Genomic DNA, 14,960 nt, shown 5'->3' with positions numbered 1-14,960 from the left:
GGCCGTATGCTTTAATCGACCTAAACGTTTAAGTAGGGGCGGTTAAACCATGAAAAAAGCAACGATCAAAGACATAGCCAAAGCGGCCGGCGTTTCCATTGCGACGGTTTCGTATATTTTGAACGACGTGAAGACCCAATCCATATCCGATGAAACGCGCGTGAAGGTACTGAAGGCCGCGCAGCAGCTGAAATACGTAACGAACCGTACGGCGCAGTCGCTGAAGGTCAAGAAAACCGGGCTTATCGGCATCTTATGGTTTAAAGGGAACGACGGTCATGTTTGGTCCGATTTGAAGTATGCTCGAACGATCCAGGCCATCGAGCGGTACTGCAGCGAGCTGGGGTATCATGTCCTTTTTATGCAAATCGACAACTTGGGCCCGTCCTCGAAAATCATTATGGAGCGCAATTTGGACGGCGTCTTCTTGATGAACGTAGATCAAGAACAATTCACGACCATATCGAATTATTTCGGATTCGGCGTTCCCGTCTTCGTGGTCGACAGCTATATCGAAGACCCGCTGTTTCACAAAATCGTGCCGGATTTCAAGGAAAGCTTCCAAGCGGCACGCAGACTGCTGGGCGAAGACCCGCAGTTTCTGGTGATGGATTCGTATAACAATGCCGAACTGGTGGAGTTTATCAAGCAACAATCCGGTCTGGACGAGGAACGGGTCCATGTGTGCGAGAGCATTGAGGGCTTAAACGAATTTCTGTCCGCGTATACGGGACGTCCGGGGATCGTGTTGAATGAATTTTTGGCGCATGAAGCGGCCAAGACCCATGAACGGCTCGCTGTTCTGTGCACGAGCCATTGCCCGGAGATCGTTCCGCAAGGGATGGCGAAAGTTGCGTTTGATTTGAATGACTATAAAGAGATTGTCCGTATGATGGATCGCAATATTCAGGATGCGGATGAGGTAAGCCGTGAAAAGTTTTATTGCCTGTCCGTCATCACGTGACGATCCGGTGAGGAGAATGTGGCGTGAGTTCGTCGCGGCTGATCGAAATCAATCATTTTTATTCGGAGATTCTTGATAATTCCAGAAATATATTTATTTATTTGCCTCCGGGCTACGAAACGGACGAGGGGCAGCGGTACCCTGTCCTATATATGCAGGACGGGCAGCATGCGTTCTACAAGGACCGGAAGGGCGAATCGTGGGACGTTCACAAAACGGTTGACCGCCTCATTGCCGAAGGGCGCATGCGGGAAATTATCATCGTTGCGGTAGCCCACATCGAGGATGCCCGGATTGCGGAATATATGCATGAGAATCCGTACGGACACCGGGTTTTCGATACGACGAATCAGGGCGAGCTGTACGAGGAGTTTCTCGTCCGCGAAGTGAAGCCTTATATCGACCGGGAATACAGAACACTGCCGGATCAGGAGCATACGGCGCTGATGGGCTCGTCCGCGGGCGGTCTGGTTTCTTACAATATCGGGTTTCGCAGGTCCGAGACGTTCGGGATGATCGGGGCGCTGTGTCCGTTTTTCGCAAGCGTCGATCTCCGCACAATGGAGGACCGCTGGTTAAGCCGTGTCTACACGGAAAAGAAGGCTCTGCGCATTTGGATGGACGTGGGAGATGCCGAAGGCTTTACTGTCATGGAAAAGCATGTGCGGCATGTCGCGGACACGCTGATCGGCGCGGGGTATCGGCCCGGGGACGATTTTATGTACTATTATGCCGTCAATTCGGGCCATTCGCAGAAGGATTGGGCCGCCAGAGTGCATGCGCCGCTGCTTTATTTTTTTGGCCGCATCGGAACTCCTGTTCGCGTCGATTTGCATGGGCCGAAGGCGGTTGGGATCGAGGGGCCGAGGCGCACGCTCAATCCGGTGGTGCACTACGACAGCGGCTTTATGATGACGGATTTAGACGCCTGCTATGAAGTAGCCGATCCCGAGCTGCTGGATGTGACGGCAGACGGCAAATTGCTGCCCATGAAAGAAGGGGAAACGACGGTTCGTTACAGAAATGGCAGCCTGACGGCCGAACTGGCTGTTGCCGTCGTCCCGTCGGTTTCGGAGACGGTTACCGTCCAAGCGTTCGTGAAAGTGCCGGCTTCTACGCCGCCAACTGCTGCGCTATACGCCGGCATCGAGCTGCCGATGATTCGCGAAGGATTGTACGGAGGAACCTTTGAGGTACCGCGGGATATGTCCTTCGAATTCCGCATTTCCCGCGGCTTGGGCATGCATGAGACGGACCGGCAAGGCCGGGAAATTCCTTATCGGAAATTTACGGCCAAGGACGGCCTCGTTCTGAATTACGAAGTCGAAAATTGGGTGGACGCGGCGCCCGTGAGCGAGCAGAGGTGATGAGGATGCACAAGAACAAATCGAGCATTTTGAAGGTGGAAAATTTCTACTCTGTCCACTTGGACAATACGCGGGATCTGTTTGTTTACCTCCCCCCGAGCTATCGCTGGGATCAAGCGAAGCGGTATCCGGTGCTGTATATGCACGACGGACAAAATATTTTCCATCCCGCCTTCAACGGCTATTCCTGGAACGTCCATGAGACCGCGGACCGGTTGATTCAGAGCGGGCTAATGGAAGAAATCATCGTCGTCGGCATTCCGAATCGGGGCGTCGAACGGGCTGACGAATTTACCCACGAGCTGGAAGGGGTACTGTACTCGTCCGACAAAGTGCGAATTCAGCCCAAAGGGCAGCTTTACGAGCGCTTTATTATCGAGGAAATCAAGCCTTACATCGATGCGCTGTTCCGGACGAAGCCGGGCCCGGAGCATACGGGCTTAATGGGGTCTTCCCGCGGGGGTCAAGTTACCTACCATATCGGCTTTCGCCGTCCGGACATTTTCGGGAAGCTGGCGATCTTGTCGCCGTATTTTTACTACGTCGATCCCGTGACGCTGGAGGAATACCGGCAGTATCATACGTTCGACAAGAAGCAGCCGATTTCCCGGATTTGGATCGATCTGGGAGGCAGGGAAGGCACGCTGATCATGGAAAAGCATGTCCGCGAAGTCGCGGAGCAGCTTGCCTTCCTCGGATACGAAGCCGACGACGAGCTGATGTATTTCTTCGATCCCGAAGCGGCGCATGTGGAGAAAGACTGGGCGGCCAGACTGGCCTCTCCGCTGCTTCATTTATTTGGAGCCAAAGGCCAGGCGCGCTCTTTATCGTTGCAAGGCTGGGACGAAGTCGGCATCCGCGGTCCGCTCTGCCGGTTGAATCCGATCGCGGAGTTTGACAGCGGCTTGAAGCTGTCCTTGTTAAGGGCGGCTTACCGGGTGGAGGACCCTCGGATCGTAGAGGTCCAAGAGGACGGTACCGTAGTGGCGAAGGAAGAAGGAGAAACGACGGTGACGGTTAATTACCGCGGCTTGGAGGCTGCTATTTCCATTCGTGTGGTCAAGGAATTGAAGGAGCGGGCTGCCCTCGATTTAATCGTTCATGTCCCGCCGCATACGCCGGAAACCGTCTCGCTATACGCTTGGTTTCCTTTAAGCAAGCAACCGGATGCGCCTGTATATTCCGGGCGGCTTGAGCTTCCGCTTCATTCCGAGTTCGTTTATCAAATCAGCAGGGCCGACGGCGTCGCGGAAACGGATCAAGCCGGAAATCCGGTGGTGCGCCATTACCGCGCCGAGACCGATTCGCGGCTGGAGCTGACCGTCGAACGCTGGTCTAACGACATCAGAGAGGACTAATCATCATGGTGAAAAAATTTGTGCTCGGACTCGTCTGCGGTTCGATTGTGTTCACAGGGGCCGTGTTCATGAACGGAACCCCGAATGCCGCGCAGGATATCGACCATCCCGTGTCCATCGATAGCAATTATGTTGCAGGAACGGCCGGGGGGAACGAAAAATCCAGCGGCTCGGAGTTTCAGCTACAGAAGCTGCCGGTCACGCAAACTAATAACGGCGTGGAGTTTACCATTCATTCCATCCGGCGGACCGGACTAACGACCGACTTCGAAATCACGATCAAGAACGGGACCACGAACGAAACCGTTGCGGTTGACCCAAGCCGCCTAGGCATGCAGACGAACCTTCCGAGCGCGGGCAAGGCAAGCGAAAAGGTTGGGGCTTCCCCAACCAACCCGGACTTTACCGGGGCGACAATCCTGCCCGGCAAAGAAAGGCACGGCTGGATCAGCGGCCAAGCTTTAACGGAGAAAGAGCTGGACAGCTTAATCGTGGAATTATCGTTGGATGGAAGCGAGCAGAGAGCTTTCTCGTTCGCCATCGACTGCAAAAATCTTAAGTTTCGCGCGCTTTGAACGAAGACTGTGCAACGAGCCGTGGCCCGAACAGGTGCCGCGGCTTATTTTTTTTATAGCCGGAAAATACGGATGTATCGGCACGTCACGATGCCTAGCGCTATTGACACACCATTGTTATCGAAGATATTATGGATATAATAACTCCGTAAACAGCGACGAAAAGTACTAAAGCGGCGAAGTATCTCTGCACCCATGCTGCTTTTTTTAACTTTATTAAAGACATAGTAAGTCTTCGATGTCCAATATCTTATCCACAGGAGGTCGGTAATTATGGGAAATGTATGGGATGAGCGTTTTAAGTCGGAGGAATATTATTATGGGGAAGAACCTAACGTATTTATTCAACAACAAGCTTTCAGATTAGAACAATGTCACAAAGTTATCGCGTTTGCAGAGGGCGAAGGCCGGAATGCCGTTTTTTTGGCAAAACGAAATCATGAAGTGACCGCCATTGACTATGCGGAGAGCGGCCTGAACAAAACGAAAAAGCTGGCCCGGAAGCATGGCGTGGACGTACATACCATCCAACTGGACCTGTTGGCAGAGGATGTACCGAACGAGGAATACGATGCCGCCATCATGGTATTCGGACATTTTCATAAAGACGATCAGGCCATGATTCTCAATAAAATGAAAAATGCGATAAAGCCCGAAGGGATTATGATGCTTGAGGTTTACTCCAAGGATCAATTAAAGTATGGTACGGGCGGTCCTCCGGACTCGGATTTGCTCTACGACCCCAAAGAAATTCTTGCTTGGTGCGAAGGTCATGAGGTGCTCCATTTCTTCTATGGCGAACAAGAGCGGGTGGAAGGAAAGGCGCACAGCGGGTTAGCCCATGTCATTCAACTTGTATTGAGGAAATAACGGAAAATTCGTTAAGCGCACAGGCTGCTGCGGATGGCTTCGAGTGTCCCATTTTGCATCACTGTATCGGATCGAATCGGCAAATGTGTCCCGAAATGGGACACATTTTTTTGTGCGTTCCTTACATTTCCGCACTCCGACGGTTGGCACAATAATTGCTTTACTTAGGCTCAGAAAGGTAATCATCTATTATTGATTGGGAGGGTCTACATCATGAGTTCGTTTACGAATGAGCGCATTGCGCCCACGTCGGCAAGCCCCAACATGAAAAATTACGAGCAGGCGCGGGGACATTTTCGCTGGGAGGAGGTGGAGAGCGAGTTCACATGGCACGAAACCGGAAAAATCAATATGGCGTACGAAGCGATCGATCGGCATGCCGAGTCCTCGCGCCGGGACAAAATCGCCTTATATTACAGCGACGGTCAGCGAGAAGAAGCATACACCTTCGGACAAATAAAAAGCAGTTCCAACCGCTTCGGTAACGTGCTTCGTCAACTGGGCATTGGAAAAGGGGACCGCGTATTTATTTTCATGCCCCGTTCTCCCGAGTTGTACTTTGCGCTTCTCGGGATTATCAAAGTCGGCGCGATTGCCGGTCCTTTGTTCGAAGCCTTTATGGAAACGGCCGTGAAGGACCGCTTGGAAGATAGTCAGGCCGTGGCGATCGTCACGTCGCCTTCCCAGCTTCCGCGCATCCCGGTTCAGGATTTGCCCCATCTGAAGCATGTGATTCTGGTCGGACACGACCTAAGGCTGGAGCAGGGGCAGGTCGATTTCCACCAAGCAATGGAAAGCGCTTCCGAGGAGCTGGACCTCGATTGGATGGACCGCGAGGACGGCCTCATTCTGCATTATACCTCTGGTTCCACCGGCAAGCCCAAAGGCGTGCTTCACGTCCATGATGCGATGGTTCAACATTACTATACGGGCAAAATCGTGCTTGACCTGAAGGAAGATGACGTGTATTGGTGCACGGCCGATCCGGGCTGGGTGACCGGGACGTCTTACGGCGTGTTCGCCCCGTGGCTCAACGGCGCAACGAACGTGATCCGCGGGGGACGATTCAAGCCGGCGGATTGGTACGCTACCCTGCAAAAATACGGCGTTACCGTCTGGTACAGTGCGCCTACCGCTTTCCGCATGCTGATGGGAGCCGGGGACGAGCTGGTGTCCGGATTCGATCTGTCCAAGCTCCGCCATGTGCTCAGCGTCGGCGAGCCTTTGAATCCGGAAGTCGTCCGCTGGGGATTGAACGTATTCAAGCAGCGCATCCACGACACCTGGTGGATGACGGAGACCGGCGGCCAGCTCATCTGCAATTACCCCGGGATGGCGATCAAGCCGGGCTCGATGGGCAAGCCGATTCCTGGCGTGGACGCGGCCATTTTGGACGACGAGGGCCGTATTTTGGAGCCCTACTGCATGGGAAATCTGGCGATCAAAACGGCATGGCCGTCCATGATGCGCCGCATTTGGAACAATCCGTCCAAGTACGAGGAGTATTTCCGCTTCAAGGGCTGGTATGTATCGGGAGACTCCGCTTTCCGCGACGAGGACGGTTACTTCTGGTTCCAGGGTCGCGTTGACGATGTGATCAACACCGCGGGCGAGCGGGTCGGGCCCTTCGAGGTCGAGAGCAAGCTGGTAGAGCATCCGGCGGTTGCGGAGGCGGGCGTCATCGGCAAGCCGGACCCGATGCGGGGCGAAGTGATCAAAGCGTTCATTGCGCTGCGGGACGGCTATACGGCATCAGAGGAGCTGAAGGAGCAGATTGTCCGATTCGTCAAAACCGGCTTGTCCGCTCATGCGGCGCCTCGTGAAATCGAGTTCAAGGACAAGCTTCCCAAAACGCGAAGCGGCAAAATTATGCGCCGCGTGCTGAAAGCGTGGGAATTGAATTTGCCGACGGGCGACATGTCGACGATCGAGGATTAACCTTTACGGACTCATAAAACAGAAATGGGGGATATAACGGGATGCAGATTATTTTTATCGGATTGCCGGGTGCGGGCAAAGGGACCCAAGCCGAATTCATCCAAGCGAAATTCGGCATACCGCATATTTCAACCGGAGACATGTTCCGTGCCGCGATGTCGGAAGGAACGGCGCTCGGTCTTGAGGCCAAAGCATACGTCGAGAAGGGGCAGCTTGTCCCCGACGAGGTGACGATCGGGATCGTAAAGGAACGGCTAAGCCAAGGAGATACGGCGCGGGGCTTTTTGCTGGACGGATTTCCGCGGACGGTGTCTCAAGCGCTGGAATTGGAGAGGGTACTCGTTGAAAGGCGGCGGCGAATCGACCTCGCGCTTCATTTGGACGTGGACAGCGGCAAGCTGCTCGGGCGTCTGACCGGACGGCGGATTTGCCGGTATTGCGGCGAGACGTACCACTTAATGTATCGCCCTCCGCAGGAAGAAGGGAGCTGCGATAAATGCGGAGGACCGCTGTACCAGCGGCCGGACGATACGGAGGAAACGGTAGCCACACGGTTGGAAATCAATGTAAAGCAGCAGAAGCCGCTGCTGAAATTTTATAAAATGAGAGGCCAGCTTCGCTCGGTGGACGGAGAGGCGGAGATGGACAAAGTATTCGAAGACATTTGCGGTATTCTCGCAAGCTTGCACGTAAGAGCCAGATAAAGCGGGCAGGCCGCTTTGCCGGTGACAAAAAGGGCAGATCCGCTGCACGAAGCGGGCCTGCCCTTTGCTTTGTTCGCGCGTAACCGGTACCGGCTTACGGCGTCATTTGAAATTCCTTCAGCTTCCGGTACAACGTACTCCGCGTAATGCCAAGCACCTTGGACGCCTCAGTAATTGTCTTCGTCTCGCTCAGCACCTGCTCGATCATCCTTCGCTCGACTTGCTTGAGCGGTTCTGCGGCCCTCGGCTTTCTCTGGTAATATCCCTTGAGTGCTCTCGGCAGATGCTCCACTTGGATCGCAGCTCGTTCCCGTCTGGCCAGCAGGTAGGCGCGTTCCATCACATTTCGCAATTCACGGATATTGCCCGGCCACGGATATTGGATCAAGGCTTGCAGCGCTTCGTCGCTGAGGCTGTCCGGCCCGTCACCGTGAACGGCCTGAAATTCGCTAAGGAAATCCCGACTTAAATGCTCCACATCCTCCGGGCGCTCGCGAAGCGGAGGGATCGTGATCGACAAGACATTCAAACGGTAAAACAGGTCCGACCGGAACGATCCGCTGTAGGCGATTTCTTCTTGCAGATTCCGGTTCGTCGCGGCAATAATCCGTACGTTGACCGCTCGTTCTTTATTTTCCCCCAGTCTCATAATCCGCTTCGACTCGATGGCTCTTAACAGGACGACCTGGAGATCCAGCGGCATGTCTCCAATCTCGTCGAGAAAAAGAGTCCCGTCGTTCGCGGCTTCGAATTTGCCGATGGTCCCGCCTTTTTTGGCGCCTGTGAACGCTCCTTCGATATAGCCGAACATCTCGCTCGCGATCAGTTCCCGGGGCAGCAGGCCAGTGTTGACGGCAACCAACGGGCCGTGCTTCCGTTCGCTTTGCTGGTGAATCGCCTGGACCAGCACTTCTTTTCCCGTTCCGGTCTCTCCGGTAATCAGCACGTTGGCACATGATTGGGATGCCAGCTTGGCGACCTCCAGCTCCAATTGGTACTCGGGGCTCAAGGTGCGAATGCGGTCGAATTGATAAGGCGCTGCGGAAGAACGGACGCTAGGCTTCGGCTTGAGCAGAAGCATTTGCTGACCGGTTGTTCCGTAAGGATGCACCTCGAACGCGTGATGGATTTGCTGCAGCAGCGTCGGCGTGAGGAGCTGGCCTTCCTTGAACCGGGTCAGCTCTTCCGCTTTTTTGCTCATGTACACAATATGCTGCCGTTCCGACAGAACGACGATCGCCTCATCGCTGATCCGGCCCCACGACTCCAGAATGATTTCATTCAGTTGGCCGGGCTCCCGGCTTTTTTCTTTAAATGGCTTTGGGGCGATATTGCGCTGCGAATCCCATACTATCTCGAATTGCCCGTCCGACATCGCTCTTCCAATTTTTACGGGTCTGGACAGATGGTGATGATCGCCCTCGACGAGCACCGTTCCGCAAGCGGTTTCAAGCTTTTTGTCGCTGAGATGGTAAAAGACGTCCCGGTAATCCAGGCTTCCGGTTTCGTGAATGCCGTCCAGGATCATTTTGGTGCCCAGATAAGTGTTGAACATGACCGAGGATATCACCTGCTGCGCGCCGAAGCGTTCGTGAAACGCGCTGACGAAATGCAGATTGTGCTCATTGTGAAGCGATTGAAAATAGCTGGCCGAGCCGTAATGCCCTGCTCCGTAGTCGGCGCCCATGGCCGCAATTTCCGTTTCCTTCGTGATCGGACTGAAGATAGGCAAGTGATCGGGATTCAGGCCCATTCGCCGGTACGCGCGGTAGAACGGGATGATGCTCTGCCCGACGAGCGTTGTAAAGATGGCATCGGGCCGCTTCGCAATGATGTCTTCCAGCACGTCATAGAAGGTCTGATGACCGAACGGCACATAGGCTTCGCCGACGACCGAGCCGTTTTTTTCCGCGAGATACGTGCGGACCTGCTGGTTCGTTTCCCGGGGATAAATGTAATCCGTGCCGATGCAGTATACGCGTTTCCCGAAGTGCTCGGTTAAGTAATCGAGCAGCACATGAACCTGCTGATTCGGCACTTCCCCGGTATAAAAGACGTTGGAATGGCATTCCCGTCCCTCATACAACGTAGGGTAGACCAGCAGGCAGCCGTATTTCTCCAGCACCGGAAGAATCGCTTTCCGGCAAGCCGAAGTATAACAGCCGATGAACACTTTCACGCCGTCTTTTGCAAGCGCTTCCGCTTCTTTCGCGCTTTTGGCCGGGTCCGAGCAAATATCCCGTACGATCGCTTCTACGTTCATTTCCTTTTGGTTGAAGTGCTCGATGGCCAGGATGGCCGCATCGCATTGTCCTCGTTCCGTCAGGGCGGTCGTGCCAGTTAATGAAAACAATAAACCGACTCTGGTATTCATTGAACTCCGCCTCTCCTTGGTAGGTTTATGTCTTTATTATAACAAAAAATAAATCGTTTGAAATTGGGGGTTGACTTTTTTCTTATGGCTCGTGTGTAAAAATAAGACAGTGTATCATTTTGCGACAGTTGCAGGTCTGTGGAGGGTTTTGCCGCTTTCCGCGCAGGAATGAGGGCTGTGATTGTATCAAATTAAGACAAACGGCGGCGCTTTTTGTAAGCGGTTTCTTATATCTGGCGGAAAATTTCATTGGCACGGATTTTGCTTTAATCCCGGTCAAGTCGGCCAGGCGGCGAGATGAATCTGTTCCGGCGGCTGATGCAAAACACACCAAGGAGGGATTTTCGATGAGACATGGAGACATTTCCAGCAGCCAGGATACCGTAGGGGTGGCAGTGGTGAACTATAAGATGCCGCGCCTGCATACCCGGGCGGAGGTTCTGGACAACTGCCGCAGGATCGCCGATATGATCGTTGGGATGAAGCAGGGCTTGCCGGGCATGGATCTCGTTGTTTTTCCAGAGTACAGCACCCACGGCATTATGTACGACGAGCAGGAAATGTATGAAACCGCTTCCTCCATTCCCGGAGAAGAAACCGCCATTTTCGCCGAGGCCTGTAGGAAGGCCAATACGTGGGGCGTGTTCTCCTTGACCGGGGAACGGCACGAGGCTCATCCGAACAAAGCCCCGTACAATACTTTGATTCTCATGAACAATAAAGGCGACATCGTTCAGAAATACAGAAAAATTATTCCGTGGTGCCCGATCGAAGGCTGGTATCCCGGCGACTGTACGTATGTAGCGGAAGGGCCGAAGGGGCTCAAAATCAGCCTTATCGTCTGCGACGACGGCAACTATCCCGAAATATGGCGCGACTGTGCGATGAAGGGAGCCGAGCTGATCGTGCGCTGCCAAGGCTATATGTACCCGTCGAAGGACCAGCAAATCATCATGGCGAAAGCGATGGCTTGGTCGAACAACACGTATGTGGCTGTAGCCAATGCGGCCGGCTTCGACGGCGTTTACTCTTATTTCGGCCACTCCTCGATCATCGGCTTCGACGGGCGGACGCTCGGGGAATGCGGCACGGAGGAGAACGGCATCCAGTACGCCGAGCTGTCGGTTTCGTTAATCCGCGATTTCCGCAAAAACGCCCAATCCCAGAACCATCTGTTTAAGCTGCTTCACCGCGGCTATACGGGACTCATTCATTCCGGGGACGGCGACAAAGGGATTGCGGAATGTCCGTTTGACTTTTACCGCACTTGGGTGCTGGATGCCGAGAAGGCGAGGGAAAACGTAGAGAAGATCACCCGGTCGACCGTCGGAACCGCAGAGTGCCCGATCGCGGGAATTCCTCACGAGGGCAAGCAAAAGGCTGCCGGAGGCTGACATGTCGTTCATTGCGGAGAAGCTGAAAACGATCCATCAGCGCCAAGAACAGACTGCCGGAGAAGAAGAGAACCGTTCTTCTTCTCCCCGGGCCGTGACCCGGTTTCGTTTTGACGTTGACCGCGTCATGCAGCAGGTCCGGTCGAAAATTTTCGGGCAGGACGAAGCCGTCGGACGTTTGGAGGAGATGCTGAGGGTCGTCTGGTCGGACATTTCGGAGCCGAACCGGCCTTTGTACGTGGCGTTATTTTTGGGACCGACGGGGGTAGGGAAGACCGAAACGGTGAGAGCGTTGGCAGAAGCGATTCACGGCAGCGCCGAGGCCTTTTGCCGGATCGATATGAACACGCTAGCACAGGAGCATTATGCCGCCGCCTTGACCGGAGCGCCTCCCGGCTACGTAGGCAGCAAGGAAGGCACGTCGCTGTTCGATACGCAGCGCATCGAGGGCTCTTACGGCAAACCCGGCATCGTGCTGTTCGATGAGCTGGAGAAGGCGAACGACCAGGTCATTTATTCGCTGCTGGGCGTGCTGGACAACGGGATGATGGTCTTGTCATCAGGAGAGAAAACGATCAATTTCCGCAACAGTATTATTTTTATGACGAGCAATCTGGGGGCGCAGGACATTACGGCATTTGCCGACGGGAGCTTGAAGGCATTCTGGAAAAAACTTGGATGGGTTGCACAGCCCCGGCATTGGGGGGCTTCCGAACACGAGCTTCTGCGGGCCGTCGTGCAGAAAAAGACGGAACGCCGGTTTTCGCCGGAATTTATCAACCGTATCGACGATATCTATGTATTTAACTGGCTCCGGCGCGACGGGCTCGGACCGATTCTGGATTCGCTGCTGGATTCGCTCAACCGTCGGGTCCTGAAGCACCGCTGCATGGTACTGCTCGATTCGTCAGCCAAAGAGCTCGTTGCGGCTCTAGGATTCGACAAGCAGTATGGCGCACGCTCGCTGAAAAGAGCCGTCAGAGCCTGCATCGAAATCCCGCTGGCCGGACTTCTCGGAAACCGGCGGCAGGATGATCCGTTTGTGACATATTACGTACGGGGGAAACGGAAAGGGCTGGCGTGGTACGAGGACGACGAGCGGCTGGTGTACGAGGCCGAGGAGGTGAGAAGATGAGCGCCGTTGGTCTGCTGTATGTCGGCGCGGTACTGTTTCTGAACGGCTTGATGCTGCTTGGCCGCATAGACGGCAAGAGCGCGGGCGTGTTCAACCTGTTTATCGGTGCCATGCAGGTGATCACCCCGTTTTATATGATCTTTACTTCCGGGGGAGACGCATGGACGATATTTCAGGCGGGCGGTATTTTTTTGTTCGGACTTACCTATTTATACGTAGGTATTACAAACTTGCAAGGCTTGGATGCGAGCGGCGTCGGCTGGTACTCGTTATGGGTCGCCGTTCTTGCCGTTGGCTATGCGGCCATGAATTTCCTTCACTTTCACGATGAAAAGTTCGGCTTCATCTGGCTCATGTGGTCGTTCCTGTGGACCTTGTTTTTTGTTCTGCTGGCGCTCAAGCGCAATATTGGCGCATTTGTCGGATGGGTGACGCTTATTCAAGCGTGGGTGACAGCGACGATTCCCGCTTTTCTTATCCTCATCGGCGAGTGGGAGCGGATCGGCGCGGGCGTCACGGAAGCGGCAGCGGGCCTTACCGTGGTTGCCTATGGGATTGCGTATGCGCTGACCCGGTGGAAAGCGCCGCGGGGGGTAGAGGTGTCGTCGTAAGGTGAAAAATTGGAGTCCATCGTCCGATATATATACTACATTGAAAATGATTGGGCAGGACTGCGAGGATAATGAACTACAAATCTTTTTTTTACATGTTTCTTGTGATTGTAATCTTGTTATTTCTAGTGATGGCTGGCAAACCGATGAATGCTTTATTCGCTCTACTGTACTTTGGGTTGCTGTTCTTTTTCTCCACGTTTATTCAGGGCAAGGCCGCCAATCGATGGATAATGGTTTTAAACTTGGTTGTACTATGTTGTCTTCTTTATTTCCAAATAAGCTAGCTTGAGGCATGAAGCCGCGGCGCATTGCTGCCGAGGTTTCTTTTTTTACCACTTTATTGGCATTCGCTCTAAAGATTTCTAGTTATCGAGCCGATATACAAGCTGAGTCCTATCCATTGGAACGCGTTAGGTTACTACTAGCTTGGAGGCTTAGGAAAAATTGAACAAAGTCAGGTTATTTCTTACACTCATTTTATTAAGCGCCCTGATCACCGCTTGTGGCGGACCGAGACCGATGGCGGCAACAGAGCCGGAAAAGGAAAGGGCTTATTGGGCAATGAAGGATTACATCGACTCGCATTTGATAGAAAAAGTGCTGTCCGATTACTTCGAAAATCTGGGCGACGGCGAGCAGCCGGTGATCCCAAAGGATTTCGACTACAAGATGCGCTCGTTCTCAACGTATAAAGGAAGTCGAACGAATAAGACTGAGCTTCTTGAAAGAGCTTAAGCTATGTCGACAAAAAACCGGTCTTTCCAACCGTCGATCCGATCGTGATCCGAATGAGGCCGGTGATCAATGAGTTGAAGGCCGCGTTGGCTGAAGCATACGATTACTACGAGATGAAAAACTATGTCGACGATAATTTCGCCAAGGGCAAAGAACTGCATGTGAGAATAAGACAGGCGTGGGCGGCGTTATACCCAATCAGAGAAGAATTTTCCGCAGCGATGAGAAATCTGGGCGCGGAGCTCAGAAAAGCGCACCTGGAAAACTATACGAGCGACAAGCAGGATTTCCGGTACAGTACCTTAAAATTGGTGGTCGATGCCGAAGCGATGTCCGCGGAGTTGTCACGTCAGGGCATTACGGCCGACAACGTGCTGGATTTGGATATGAATGTTTTCAAACCGAAATACGACGTGCTTGTGGAAGATCTCAAGATTGTCACTCAGCAGTATCAGGTCATGGTTGATAAAGATAGTATAGATAAATATAAATATGAAAAATACGTAAATGCGGCCAAGGAGGTTAAGGCTGCTGCCTCGGAAATGGTTGAGCGGGTGAATAAGCAGGAAAAAGTAGAGAAAGTCCCTTCACCAAACGACTACCAGTATCCAAGCGGTACTCCCGAGAAATTCAGCAGTAAGGTTGGCAGCGTTGCCTCGGAGTACGAACATATTTTTTAATGTCGTAAATGAGCGGGGGACGGCTTCAAAGTAAAGTGGAAATAGACCGTTACCTTACCAGAGCGGGCGGTCTATTTCTTCTTGTTTTGGGCAAGCACGATGACAATGGTCACAACCAGCGTCAGCAGCGCAATAAGAAGCGAACCGAAGCCGATCATGAGCGTCAGAGCGGGCAGCAAGTTACAACATTTATTCTCCGGCAATCCACTATGTCTGTTCTTCTCAGCAGACAGAAGCCGCAACAGCATTTGC

Annotated in this window: 14 protein-coding genes and 1 pseudogene; 13 read left to right on the top strand and 2 right to left on the bottom strand. The window is 53.4% G+C overall.

Annotated features, from left to right (window positions below; translation table 11 throughout):
• Positions 1 to 49: 49 nt before the first annotated feature.
• The 7 genes from PEL01S_RS05380 (at position 50) to PEL01S_RS05350 (ending at position 7,776) form a co-directional block, all read left to right on the top strand.
• Entirely contained in the window at positions 50 to 964 is a 915-nt protein-coding gene (locus PEL01S_RS05380; protein WP_127459632.1) for a LacI family DNA-binding transcriptional regulator, read from the top strand.
• A gap of 23 nt (positions 965 to 987) precedes the next feature.
• Positions 988 to 2,331: an alpha/beta hydrolase gene (locus tag PEL01S_RS05375; RefSeq protein WP_127459631.1), complete on the top strand. Its 1,344-nt coding sequence runs from the start codon at positions 988 to 990 to the stop codon at positions 2,329 to 2,331.
• 5 nt (positions 2,332 to 2,336) lie between these two features.
• Positions 2,337 to 3,689, top strand: coding sequence for an alpha/beta hydrolase (locus PEL01S_RS05370; RefSeq protein ID WP_127459630.1), 1,353 nt, complete (start codon positions 2,337 to 2,339; stop codon positions 3,687 to 3,689).
• Positions 3,690 to 3,694: 5 nt separating this feature from the next.
• Positions 3,695 to 4,264: a hypothetical protein gene (locus PEL01S_RS05365; RefSeq protein ID WP_127459629.1), complete on the top strand. Its 570-nt coding sequence runs from the start codon at positions 3,695 to 3,697 to the stop codon at positions 4,262 to 4,264.
• Between the two features lie 273 nt (positions 4,265 to 4,537).
• On the top strand, positions 4,538 to 5,134 hold the full coding sequence (locus PEL01S_RS05360; RefSeq protein WP_063181515.1) for a class I SAM-dependent methyltransferase: 597 nt from the start codon (positions 4,538 to 4,540) through the stop codon (positions 5,132 to 5,134).
• 213 nt (positions 5,135 to 5,347) lie between these two features.
• Entirely contained in the window at positions 5,348 to 7,072 is a 1,725-nt protein-coding gene (gene acsA / locus PEL01S_RS05355; protein ID WP_063181517.1) for an acetate--CoA ligase, read from the top strand.
• A 41-nt stretch (positions 7,073 to 7,113) separates the two neighbouring features.
• Positions 7,114 to 7,776 (top strand): adenylate kinase, encoded by a 663-nt coding sequence (locus tag PEL01S_RS05350; protein ID WP_063181519.1) that lies wholly within the window; start codon positions 7,114 to 7,116, stop codon positions 7,774 to 7,776.
• Positions 7,777 to 7,870: 94 nt separating this feature from the next.
• Here the strand turns inward: PEL01S_RS05350 and PEL01S_RS05345 are convergent, their stop codons facing one another.
• Positions 7,871 to 10,150, bottom strand: a complete 2,280-nt coding sequence (locus PEL01S_RS05345; RefSeq protein WP_127459628.1) for a transporter substrate-binding protein — start codon at positions 10,148 to 10,150, stop codon at positions 7,871 to 7,873.
• 347 nt (positions 10,151 to 10,497) lie between these two features.
• Here PEL01S_RS05345 and PEL01S_RS05340 point away from each other — a divergent pair, with 347 nt between their 5' ends.
• The 6 genes and pseudogenes from PEL01S_RS05340 to PEL01S_RS05315 all read left to right on the top strand — a co-directional run.
• Positions 10,498 to 11,544, top strand: a complete 1,047-nt coding sequence (locus PEL01S_RS05340; protein WP_108534829.1) for an aliphatic amidase — start codon at positions 10,498 to 10,500, stop codon at positions 11,542 to 11,544.
• A 1-nt stretch (position 11,545) separates the two neighbouring features.
• Positions 11,546 to 12,679 carry an AAA family ATPase gene (locus tag PEL01S_RS05335; RefSeq protein WP_127459627.1) on the top strand — a complete coding sequence of 378 codons (1,134 nt, stop codon included), beginning with the start codon at positions 11,546 to 11,548 and terminating at the stop codon, positions 12,677 to 12,679.
• Positions 12,676 to 13,290: an AmiS/UreI family transporter gene (locus PEL01S_RS05330; protein ID WP_127459626.1), complete on the top strand. Its 615-nt coding sequence runs from the start codon at positions 12,676 to 12,678 to the stop codon at positions 13,288 to 13,290. The genes PEL01S_RS05335 and PEL01S_RS05330 overlap by 4 nt, the downstream gene beginning before the upstream one ends.
• Position 13,291: 1 nt before the next feature.
• Positions 13,292 to 13,582 (top strand): hypothetical protein, encoded by a 291-nt coding sequence (locus tag PEL01S_RS05325; RefSeq protein WP_127459625.1) that lies wholly within the window; start codon positions 13,292 to 13,294, stop codon positions 13,580 to 13,582.
• A 155-nt stretch (positions 13,583 to 13,737) separates the two neighbouring features.
• Positions 13,738 to 14,028 carry a hypothetical protein gene (locus tag PEL01S_RS05320; RefSeq protein WP_127459624.1) on the top strand — a complete coding sequence of 97 codons (291 nt, stop codon included), beginning with the start codon at positions 13,738 to 13,740 and terminating at the stop codon, positions 14,026 to 14,028.
• An 11-nt stretch (positions 14,029 to 14,039) separates the two neighbouring features.
• A pseudogene (locus PEL01S_RS05315) lies at positions 14,040 to 14,708 on the top strand (DUF3829 domain-containing protein); the annotation flags it as partial.
• 71 nt (positions 14,709 to 14,779) lie between these two features.
• Here the strand turns inward: PEL01S_RS05315 and PEL01S_RS35125 are convergent.
• Positions 14,780 to 14,866 (bottom strand): putative holin-like toxin, encoded by an 87-nt coding sequence (locus PEL01S_RS35125; protein ID WP_239551042.1) that lies wholly within the window; start codon positions 14,864 to 14,866, stop codon positions 14,780 to 14,782.
• Between the last annotated feature and the right edge of the window lie 94 nt (positions 14,867 to 14,960).

The organism is Paenibacillus elgii NBRC 100335 (genome assembly GCF_004000865.1).
GTDB lineage: Bacteria > Bacillota > Bacilli > Paenibacillales > NBRC-103111 > Paenibacillus_G > Paenibacillus_G elgii.
Note: the sequence above shows the minus strand (reverse complement) of the source record. Positions and strands in the feature narration are given on the sequence as shown.

Coding starts and splice junctions, on each gene's coding strand:
- PEL01S_RS05380 (WP_127459632.1), top strand. CDS start 50: ATGAAAAAAGCAACGATCAAAGACATAGCCAAAGCGGCCGGCGTTTCC.
- PEL01S_RS05370 (WP_127459630.1), top strand. CDS start 2,337: ATGCACAAGAACAAATCGAGCATTTTGAAGGTGGAAAATTTCTACTCT.
- PEL01S_RS05365 (WP_127459629.1), top strand. CDS start 3,695: ATGGTGAAAAAATTTGTGCTCGGACTCGTCTGCGGTTCGATTGTGTTC.
- PEL01S_RS05360 (WP_063181515.1), top strand. CDS start 4,538: ATGGGAAATGTATGGGATGAGCGTTTTAAGTCGGAGGAATATTATTAT.
- acsA (WP_063181517.1), top strand. CDS start 5,348: ATGAGTTCGTTTACGAATGAGCGCATTGCGCCCACGTCGGCAAGCCCC.
- PEL01S_RS05350 (WP_063181519.1), top strand. CDS start 7,114: ATGCAGATTATTTTTATCGGATTGCCGGGTGCGGGCAAAGGGACCCAA.
- PEL01S_RS05345 (WP_127459628.1), bottom strand. CDS start 10,150: ATGAATACCAGAGTCGGTTTATTGTTTTCATTAACTGGCACGACCGCC.
- PEL01S_RS05340 (WP_108534829.1), top strand. CDS start 10,498: ATGAGACATGGAGACATTTCCAGCAGCCAGGATACCGTAGGGGTGGCA.
- PEL01S_RS05335 (WP_127459627.1), top strand. CDS start 11,546: ATGTCGTTCATTGCGGAGAAGCTGAAAACGATCCATCAGCGCCAAGAA.
- PEL01S_RS05330 (WP_127459626.1), top strand. CDS start 12,676: ATGAGCGCCGTTGGTCTGCTGTATGTCGGCGCGGTACTGTTTCTGAAC.
- PEL01S_RS35125 (WP_239551042.1), bottom strand. CDS start 14,866: ATGATCGGCTTCGGTTCGCTTCTTATTGCGCTGCTGACGCTGGTTGTG.